Genomic DNA, 9619 nt, shown 5'->3' with positions numbered 1-9619 from the left:
ACCATGAACCTCTCCGCCTGGTCGATCCGCAACCCCATCCCGGCGGCCATGCTGTTCGTGCTGCTCACGCTGGCCGGACTGCTGGCCTTCCGGTCCATGAAGGTGCAGAACTTTCCCGACATGGACCTGCCCGTGGTCATGGTCACGGCCTCCCTGCCCGGCGCCGCGCCGGGGCAGCTGGAGAGCGATGTGGCGCGCAAGATCGAGAACGCCATCGCCACCACCCAGGGGCTCAAGCACATCACCTCCACGCTGACCGACGGCACAGCCACCATCGCGGCCGAGTTCCAGCTTGAAAAACCCGTGCAGGAGGCGGTGGACGACGTGCGCTCGGCCGTCTCGCGCGTGCGCTCCGATCTGCCCGCGGACCTGCGCGACCCCATCATCACCAAGCTGGAGCTGTCCAGCCAGCCCATCCTGGCGTTTGCCATCGCCTCGAACCAGCTGGACGACGAGGCGCTGTCCTGGTTCGTGGACGACACCCTCACGCGCCGGCTGCTGGCCGTGCCCGGCGTGGGCGCGGTCAACCGCGTAGGCGGCGTGGCGCGCGAGGTGCGCGTAGCGCTGGACCCGCTCAAGTTGCAGGCGCTGGGCGCCACCGCGGCCGAAGTCTCGCGCCAGCTGCGCCAGGTGCAGGTGGAAAGCGCTGGCGGCCGCGCCGAGCTGGGCGGGGCCGAGCAGCCGCTGCGCACGCTGGCCACAGTGCAGACGGCGCAGGAGATCGCGGCGCTGGAGATCGCGCTGTCCGGCGGCCGCCATGTCCGCCTGGACCAGGTGGCCACCGTGACCGACACCGTGGCCGAGCCACGCACCGCCGCGCTGCTGGGCGACAAACCGGTCATCGGCTTCGAGGTCTCGCGCAGCCGCGGCGCCAGCGAGGTGGAGGTGGGCGCGGGCGTGCAGCGCGCGCTGGACCAGTTGATGGCCGAGCACCCGCACCTGCAGCTCACGCGCACGGTGGACTTCGTGGACATCGCGCAGGACGAGTACGACAGCTCGATGAAGCTGCTGTACGAGGGCGCCATCCTCGCGGTGGTGGTGGTGTGGCTGTTCCTGCGCGACTGGCGCGCCACCATCGTGTCCGCCGTGGCGCTGCCGCTGTCGGTGATACCGGCCTTCATCGGCATGCACCTGCTGGGCTTTTCCATCAACATCATCACGCTGCTGGCGCTGTCGCTGGTGGTGGGCATCCTGGTGGACGATGCCATCGTGGAGGTGGAGAACATCGTGCGCCACCTGCGCATGGGCAAGACGCCGTACCAGGCGGCCATGGAGGCCGCCGACGAGATCGGCCTGGCCGTGATCGCCACCACCTTCACGCTGATCGCCGTGTTCCTGCCCACCGCGTTCATGAGCGGCATCGCCGGGCGGTTCTTCAAGCAGTTCGGCTGGACGGCGGCGCTGGCGGTGTTCGCCTCGCTCGTCGTGGCGCGCCTGCTCACGCCGATGATGGCCGCCTACATCATGAAGCCCATGGTGGACCACGAGAAGGAGCCGCGCTGGCTGGCCGCGTACATGCGTGCCTCGCACTGGTGCCTGAAGCACCGCGTCCTCACGCTACTGGGCGCGCTGCTGTTCTTCGTGGGCTCGCTGGCGCTGATCCCGCTGCTGCCCTCGGGTTTCATCCCGGCGGACGACAACGCCCAGACCCAGGTCACGCTGGAGCTGCCGCCCGGCGCCAAGCTGGCCGACACGCGCGCCGTGGTGGCCCTGGCCACCGAGCGCGCCATGGGCGTGGGCCATGTGGAGAGCATCTACACCACGATCGGCGGCGGCTCGGCCGGGGCCGACCCCTTCGCCGGCGCGGGCGCGGGCGACCCGCGCAAGGCCACGCTCACGCTGCGCATGACGCCGCGGGGCGAGCGCCCGCGCAAGCAGGAGATCGAGCAGCGCCTGCGCGCCGCCATGCAAGAGCTGCCCGGCGTGCGCGTGAAGGTGGGCCTGGGCGGCTCCAACGACAAGTACATCCTGGCGCTGGCCAGCGAAGACCCGCAGGCGCTTGCGGCCGCCGCCCGCGCGGTGGAGCGGGACATCCGCACCATCGCGGGCATCGGCGGCGTGAGCTCCACGGCCAGCCTGGTGCGCCCGGAGATCGCCGTGCGCCCCGACTTCGCCCGCGCCGCCGACCTGGGGGTCACCAGCAGCGCCATCGCAGAGACGCTGCGCGTGGCCACCGTGGGCGACTACGACCAGTACCTGCCCAAGCTCAACCTGGCGCAGCGGCAGGTACCCATCGTCGTGCGCCTGGAGGATGCTGCGCGCGAAGACCTGTCGGTGCTGGAGCGCCTCACGCTGCCCGGCGCGCACGGCCCGGTGCGCCTGGGCGAGGTGGCCGAGCTGTCGCTGGCCGGCGGCCCCGCGGTCATCAGCCGCTACGACCGCTCGCGCAACGTGAACTTCGAGATCGAGTTGGGCGAGCGCGGCCTGGGCGAGGTCACCGAGGCCGTACGCCAGCTGCCCGCCGTACGGGGCCTGCCTGCCAGCGTGCGCCTGATCGACGTGGGCGACGCCGAGATGATGGGCGAGCTGTTCGCCAGCTTCGGCCTGGCCATGCTCACCGGCGTGGTGTGCATCTATATCGTGCTGGTGCTGCTGTTCAAGGACTTCCTGCAGCCGGTCACCATCCTCGCGGCGCTGCCGCTGTCGCTGGGCGGGGCGTTCGTCGCGCTGCTGCTGGCCGGCAAGAGCTTCTCCATGCCGTCGCTCATCGGGCTCATCATGCTCATGGGCATCGCCACGAAGAACTCCATCCTGCTCGTGGAATACGCCATCGTGGCGCGGCGCCACGGCATGAGCCGCATGGACGCGCTGCTGGACGCCTGCCACAAGCGCGCGCGCCCCATCATCATGACCACGCTGGCCATGGGCGCCGGCATGATGCCCATTGCCCTGGCGCTGGGCGGCGCGGACATGAGCTTCCGCTCCCCCATGGCCGTGGCCGTGATCGGCGGCCTCATCACCTCCACGGTGCTCAGCCTGCTGGTGGTGCCGGCGGTGTTCACCTATGTGGACGACTTCGAGCAATGGCTGCGCCACCGGGTACTGCGTCGTCCCCATGCGCGCGAGGCGCAGGCAGGCGAGGCGCGGGCACCCAGCTAGGGTCTAGCGTGTTTTAGGGCTCCAGCGCTTTGACAGCAAGCGCTACAAGCTATATTTTTAATAGCAATTACGCAGCATCGAGGGCGGTCAGATCGCAACAAGGTGAAACCCATGCTTTCAGCATGGTCGATAGCCAAAAACTTTTTCGCCGCCTGCAGACATGGTGCAATGGCGGCGTGTACGGGCTTTTGCCCTCCCCGCCATCCCTGCACCATGCCACGCCTGACCTTGCCGCTGCTCCTATGCGCCACGCTGCTGGGCCCCGCCGCCCAGGCGGCGGATGTTGCGGCGACTCCCGCAGTAGATGCCCAGGCCTGCCCCGCTCTGCTGCAGCACACCGTGCCGCGCCTGCAGGACGAGGCGCCGCAGGCCTTGTGCCAATACGCCGGCAAGGTGCTGCTGGTGGTCAACACGGCCAGCTACTGCGGCTTTACCGGCCAATACCAGGGCCTGGAAGAGCTGTACGCGCGCTACCGCGACCAAGGGCTGGTGGTGCTGGGCTTTCCGTCGAACGACTTTGCACAAGAAACCGGCAGTAACACCGAGATCGCCCAGTTCTGCGAAAACACGTTTGGCGTGCGCTTCCCGATGTTTGCCAAGAGCCACGTAAAGGGCGGCGAAGCCCTGCCGCTGTACCGCCAGCTCGCCGCAGCGTCCGCGGGGCAGACGCCACGGTGGAACTTCCACAAGTACCTGGTCAGCCGTTCGGGCAAGGTGGTGGGAAGCTACGGAAGTTCGGTGGAACCCCACAGCAAAGCGCTGATCCAGGCCATCGAGCAGCAACTGGCGGCGCCGCGTTGAGGCTTGGTGAAATTTTTTTTGAATTTTTTATGGGTGAGATCTGGAACTTTTTACCATCACCCCCACTCTAGGAGCTAACCGTGGCCGCGAGTCCATCGCGGCGTGATCCGAATAACCGTTTTTAACGTTGCGAAGCCTTCCAGGCCCGGCCTGGCTGCAACCCTGGGGCGCTTCTCCTCCCTCCCTCTCTTCATTCGTTTCGGGGCGCTTCGCAACTTTTTTTATTCCGCAGCAAAAAGCGCGCACTTCCTCACGGAAGGCGCGCTTTTTCTTTAGGTCCAGTGGGTCGGCGGTTCAGCGCGGCTGGGTGTCGATGAAACTCTGGCGCTGCATCAGCTTGTCCATCAGGCGGGCCAGGTTGGGGTGGTCCGTGCGCCAGGCGATGTCAGGAAACCGGAACTCCAGCCACCCGAGCGCGCTGCCGACGGCAATGTCCGACAGCGTAAGGTGGATGCCGCTGCAATAAGGCTTGTCGCCCAGCCCCTTGCTCATGGACTGCAGGCTGGCGCGCGCCTTGGCGAGCTGCCGGTCGATCCACGCCTGGCTGCGCTCGCCGTCCTGACGGCCGGCCCAGGTGGCCTCCAGGCGCGCGAGGATGGCGGCGTCCAGCAGGCCGTCGGCCAGCGCCTCCCAGGTCTTGACCTCGGCGCGCTCGCGCCCCAGGGCGGGAATGAGCTTGCCCACGGGGGACAGCGTGTCCAGGTACTCCACGATCACGCGCGAATCGAACACCGCCTCACCGCCCTCCATGATCAGGCAGGGCACCTTGCCCAGCGGGTTGGACGCGCTGATGGCCGTGTCGTCGGCCCACACGTTCTCCTCGACGAACTGGTAATCCAGCTTTTTCTCGGCCAGCACCACGCGCACCTTGCGCACGTAGGGGCTCGTATTTGATCCGATCAGTTTCATGGTGGTGTGCAGCGCCTGGGGGAATGGGGTTGGTCGGGTGAGCGCGATTCTAGGGGCGGGCGCGCCGGCCGGCCGCAGCCCTTCAGCATTCCAGGCGCCCACCTACAATGACGGCCCATGAGCCTGTCCACCATCACCGCCCTGTCGCCCCTTGACGGCCGCTACGCCGCCAAACTCTCCGCCCTGCGTCCCATCATGAGCGAGCACGGCTACATGCACCGCCGCGTGCAGGTGGAAGTGGCCTGGTTCATCGCGCTGTCGGACGCGGGATTCGCGGAGTTCAAGCCGCTGTCCACCGGCGCGCGCGCCTACCTGCTGGGCCTGGTGAAGAACTTCTCCGAGGCCGACGCGAGCGCCATCAAGGACATCGAGAAGACCACCAACCACGACGTGAAGGCGGTCGAATACTGGATCAAGTCCAAGTTCGAGGCCCGCCCCGAACTGGAGAAGGCTGCCGAGTTCGTGCACTTCGCCTGCACCAGCGAGGACATCAACAACACCAGCCATGCGCTGCAGATCCGCTCGGGCCGCGACCAGGTCATCCTGCCGGGCCTGGACCGCATCGTGCTCAAGCTGCGCGAGATGGCCCACCAGTTTGCCGACGTGCCCATGCTCAGCCGCACCCATGGCCAGACCGCCAGCCCCACCACGGTGGGCAAGGAGCTGGCCAACGTGGTCGTGCGCCTGCAGGCGGCCTGCGAGCGCATCGCGGCCGTGAAGATCCTGGGCAAGATGAACGGCGCCGTGGGCAACTACAACGCCCACCTGTCGGCCTGGCCCGACTTCGACTGGGAAGCCTTCAGCCGCAAGGTCGTGGAGACGCCCGAGCCGCTGGGCCTGGGCCTCACCTTCCAGCCCTACAGCATCCAGATCGAGCCGCACGACTACATGGCCGAGCTGTTCGACGCCATCGCCCGCGCCAACACCATCCTGGTGGACCTCTCGCGCGACATCTGGGGCTACGTGAGCCTGGGCTACTTCAAGCAAAAGCTCAAGGCGGGCGAGATCGGCTCGTCCACCATGCCCCACAAAGTCAATCCCATCGACTTCGAGAACGCCGAGGGCAACCTGGGCCTGGCCAATGCGCTGCTCAGGCACCTGTCCGAAAAGCTGCCCATCAGCCGCTGGCAGCGCGACCTCACCGACAGCACCGTGCTGCGCAACATCGGCGTGGCGCTGGGCTACGCCGCGCTGGCCTACACCTCGCTGATGACCGGCCTGAACAAGCTGGAGCTGAACGAAGAAGCCCTGGCCGACGACCTCAACACCAGCTGGGAAGTGCTGGCCGAGCCCATCCAGACCGTGATGCGCCGCTACGGCGTGCAGGGCGCGTACGAGAAGCTCAAGGAAGTCACGCGCGGCAAGACCGTGACGGCCGAGGCGCTGCACGCGCTGATCAACGGCCTGGAGATCCCCCAAGCCGACAAGGACCGCCTGCTGGCCATGACGCCGGGCAGCTACACCGGCAAGGCGGCCGAGCTGGCGCGCCGCGTCTGATCCAGCCGGTTTGAGCCTTTTTGCCTGCCCGCGCTTGCCAGCCAAGCGCGGGCAGCTCTCATTTTGAAAGCATCCCATGGCCCTCAAGTCCACCATCTTCAAGGCGAACCTCCAAATCGCGGACATCGACCACGGCTACTACGCCGACCATGCACTCACCCTGGCGCGCCACCCCAGCGAAACCGACGAGCGCATGATGGTGCGGCTGGCCGCCTTGGCGCTGCAGGCCCATGAACTGCAGGACACCTGCCAGGGCGATGGCACGCTGGCGTTCGGCGCGGGCCTGTCGGATCCGGAGGACCCGGACGTTTCGCTGACCGACTTCACGGGTCGCAAGCGGTTGTGGATCGAGGTCGGGCAGCCCGAGGACAAGCCGCTGACCAAGGCCTGCAGCAAATCCGATGCGGTCATCGTTTATTGTTTTCACCACGCAGCCGAGGTGTGGTGGAAGGGCATCGAGAACAAGCTCACGCGGCTGGACAAGCTGCAGGTCTGGCGCCTGCCCGCCGACGCCGCCCAGCAACTGGCGACACTGGCCGAGCGCAGCATGCAGCTGCAGGCGACGGTGCAGGAAGGCGGCCTCACGCTGAGCAGCACCCTGGGCAGCGTGCATGTGGAACCGCTGCGCTGGAAGTAACGTGGCGTTTTGAGCAAAAAACACCTCTAGCGCCCGACCAACAAGCGCCAGCAGCTCCTGAATAAATAGCAATCTACTGCGGCATCAAGGCGCCGCAATTCCAGCACTGCTCGAAGCCGCCCTCGATCGCCTCACCGCACGCGTGGCAGCGCCACTGGCGCTGCGGCAGATGCTGGAACTCCCGCAACAGCGCACGGGCGCGTTCTGCATGTTCGGGGTACGTCAGCCAGATCTCGGGCAGGCACTCCCCTGGCGGCAGGTGGCCCGCCGCCGCGCCCAGATGCTGGCGCTGCACGCTGGCGGGCATGCCGGCCTCGCACAGCAGGTCGCGCCACAGCGTGGCCATGGCGATATCGGGGGCCTGGGTCAAACGCAGCATGCGGCCACCTTAGCCGGCGCGCGCCCCGCCGTAAAGCCGGTCAACCAGCGCCGGGAGCGCCGCGGGCGCAATCGGCGGGGCGCTCGGCCGCACGTTCGGCATAGCGCGTGAAGCGCAGCGCCGTGCCCTCGCGGGTGATGCGCCGCCACACGGCGCGCTTGTCCATCGGGCTCATCGCCAACCAGTGCTGCACCTCGGCAAAGCTGCGCCCGCAGCCCTTGCACCATTCATCCCCCTGGCTGGTGGAGCAGATGGCGATGCACGGTGTGTCGGGTGTGGTCTCGTACCAGGCCAGCCACGCCGCCAGCGCCGCAGCGGGCATCTGCTGCGGCGCCACGTCCTCGGCCCGCGCAAACACCATGCGGCCATACACCTCGGCCAGCGCCTCGATTTCCGGCGCCAGTCCCACGCCATCGGGCGATGGGGCGCGGGCGCGCCAATGATTGATGGCGGCTTCGATATCGGCGACGTGGATGCAGGACATGGCGGGTAAGGGCGCGCCGATGATACCGCCCGTCCCGGTGTGTTCCATGCGCATGGCGGCGGGGCCGCCAGGGCCATTCGCTATGTTTTAAATAGCATGGCAGACATATTCCGTCGCGCGTCTGGCAACATTTTCTTCAAACCGCCTTGCGCAAAAAACGCCTGCCGCTTGCGCGCCGCCCTCGTGCCATGTTCCAATCGCAGGTTCGAAGGGGAGTAGCTCCTGACCTCCAAGTCCTGACGGCCATCGGCCCCGGGGTGCGGAGGCTCTCGGTCTGTCGTCAGTACGAAGCGCACCGCTTCCGGCAGCCCGGGCCCGGCATGCGCCACGCATCGCACGCGGCTGAGCAAGACCTTTGATGGCCCTGCGGGGCTGATCAAGGCCGTCCTTACCTCTTCGCGCGTCGCAACCCACGCGGGTGGACGAGTCCCTGGTCACCGTGCAGTGTCTCTCTTGCGGAGCCGCCCACCGCCACCTACAGTGGCTGCGGGCCTCCTTTCGGTTACTGATAACGAGGACTTTATGGAATTTCTGACTTCACCCGAGTTCTGGGTTGCACTGGGGCAGATCATCATCATCGACATCCTGCTCGGTGGTGACAACGCCGTGGTGATCGCCCTGGCCTGCCGCAAGCTGCCGCCCGCGCAGCGCACCAAGGGCATCATCTGGGGCACGGCGGGCGCCATCATCCTGCGCGTGGTCCTGATCGCCTTCGCGATGACGCTGCTGAACCTGCCCTTCCTGAAAGTGGTGGGCGCCATCCTGCTGGTGTGGATCGGCGTGAAGCTGCTGGCCCCCGACGAGGACGGCCACGGCAGCGTGGCCGAGAGCGACAAGCTGCTGGCCGCCATCAAGACCATCATCGTGGCCGACCTGGTGATGAGCGTGGACAACGTGATCGCCATTGCCGGCGCCGCACAGAACGCGGGCGACCACTCGCTGCTGCTGGTGGTGCTGGGCCTGCTGATCTCCATCCCGATCATCGTGTGGGGCAGCCAACTGGTCATCAAGCTCATGGAGCGCTTCCCGGTCATCATCACCGCCGGCGGCATGCTGCTGGGCTGGATCGCCGGCGGCATGCTGGTCTCCGACCCCGCGCTGGCCAACCCCGACAAGTGGCAGTGGATGTTCAAGCTGGAGCAGTCCGACACTCTGAAGTACGCCGCCAGCGTGGCCGGCGCCCTGCTGGTGCTGGTGGTCGGCAAGGCCATCGTCGCGCAGCGCGGCAAGACGGCCCCTGCACAGCACGGCTGAAACAAGCCTTCCTGCACACGCACCCACAGGCCCGACAGGAGATCCGCCATGGACAAGGTCATCGTGTATGTGGACGACGCAGCCTACGCGCGGCAAGTCCTGGAGCCGCTGACGGCCCCCGCCACTGCGGGCACGATCCACTGGGTGCTGGTGGCCTGCGCACCGCGCATGACGCACCGCATCAGCAAATGGGTGAGCCATAGCGCACGCGAGAACTGGCGCGCCAAATGGGCGGACAAGCTGTTTGCCCAGCTGCAGCCCTGGCTGCGGGCGGAGGGTGCGCCCATCAGCACGGTATTGGCCAAGGGGCCGCTGCCCGAGCTGCTGGCGCAGCTGCAGTCCGAGCATGGCGCGTGCAGGGTGGTAGACGCCCGTCGCCCCAAGCTGGAACAGGAGGTGAACACCCCGACCGACGCAGCGCCCGCCGCCGCGCCGGTCATCGTGCGCAAACCGCCACGGCGCTGGACGGTGCCCGGCTCGCTCGCCAGCCTGGGCCTGCTGTTCATGCTGGCCGCCGACTGATCGGCACGGCAGGACTCGGCAAAACCACGGTTCAGCC

General features: G+C 67.4%; 9 protein-coding genes. 6 read left to right on the top strand and 3 right to left on the bottom strand.

The features are described from left to right. The first annotated feature begins 3 nt into the window (after positions 1–3). Both I3K84_RS14005 and I3K84_RS14000 read left to right on the top strand, forming a co-directional pair. On the top strand, positions 4–3099 hold the full coding sequence (locus I3K84_RS14005) for an efflux RND transporter permease subunit (protein WP_011807106.1): 3096 nt from the start codon (positions 4–6) through the stop codon (positions 3097–3099). Between the two features lie 213 nt (positions 3100–3312). Further along, positions 3313–3900, top strand: coding sequence for a glutathione peroxidase (locus I3K84_RS14000; protein ID WP_041836126.1), 588 nt, complete (start codon positions 3313–3315; stop codon positions 3898–3900). Between the two features lie 294 nt (positions 3901–4194). Here the strand turns inward: I3K84_RS14000 and I3K84_RS13995 are convergent, their stop codons facing one another. Continuing rightward, positions 4195–4809: a glutathione S-transferase family protein gene (locus tag I3K84_RS13995; protein WP_011807108.1), complete on the bottom strand. Its 615-nt coding sequence runs from the start codon at positions 4807–4809 to the stop codon at positions 4195–4197. Between the two features lie 117 nt (positions 4810–4926). Between I3K84_RS13995 and purB the strand changes: the two genes are divergently transcribed. Together purB and I3K84_RS13985 are read left to right on the top strand one after the other, a co-directional pair. Next, entirely contained in the window at positions 4927–6306 is a 1380-nt protein-coding gene (purB, locus tag I3K84_RS13990) for an adenylosuccinate lyase (protein ID WP_011807109.1), read from the top strand. A 76-nt stretch (positions 6307–6382) separates the two neighbouring features. Next, a complete protein-coding gene (locus I3K84_RS13985; RefSeq protein ID WP_011807110.1) occupies positions 6383–6943 on the top strand; it encodes a YaeQ family protein in 561 nt (186 codons plus the stop codon). 73 nt (positions 6944–7016) lie between these two features. Here I3K84_RS13985 and I3K84_RS13980 read toward each other — a convergent pair whose 3' ends face one another. Further along, on the bottom strand, positions 7017–7322 hold the full coding sequence (locus I3K84_RS13980; protein WP_011807111.1) for a putative signal transducing protein: 306 nt from the start codon (positions 7320–7322) through the stop codon (positions 7017–7019). A 40-nt stretch (positions 7323–7362) separates the two neighbouring features. Further along, complete coding sequence (locus I3K84_RS13975; protein ID WP_011807112.1) at positions 7363–7806, bottom strand: DUF3717 domain-containing protein; 444 nt, start codon at positions 7804–7806, stop codon at positions 7363–7365. A 522-nt stretch (positions 7807–8328) separates the two neighbouring features. On the opposite strand from I3K84_RS13975, the gene I3K84_RS13970 reads away from it, so the two are divergent. Together I3K84_RS13970 and I3K84_RS13965 are read left to right on the top strand one after the other, a co-directional pair. Further along, a complete protein-coding gene (locus tag I3K84_RS13970; protein WP_011807113.1) occupies positions 8329–9060 on the top strand; it encodes a TerC family protein in 732 nt (243 codons plus the stop codon). Between the two features lie 48 nt (positions 9061–9108). Beyond that, on the top strand, positions 9109–9582 hold the full coding sequence (locus tag I3K84_RS13965; RefSeq protein ID WP_196994792.1) for a hypothetical protein: 474 nt from the start codon (positions 9109–9111) through the stop codon (positions 9580–9582). Positions 9583–9619 lie beyond the last annotated feature (37 nt).

The organism is Diaphorobacter sp. JS3051 (genome assembly GCF_015832135.1).
GTDB classification, from domain to species: Bacteria; Pseudomonadota; Gammaproteobacteria; order Burkholderiales; family Burkholderiaceae_C; genus Diaphorobacter; species Diaphorobacter nitroreducens.
Note: the sequence above shows the minus strand (reverse complement) of the source record. Positions and strands in the feature narration are given on the sequence as shown.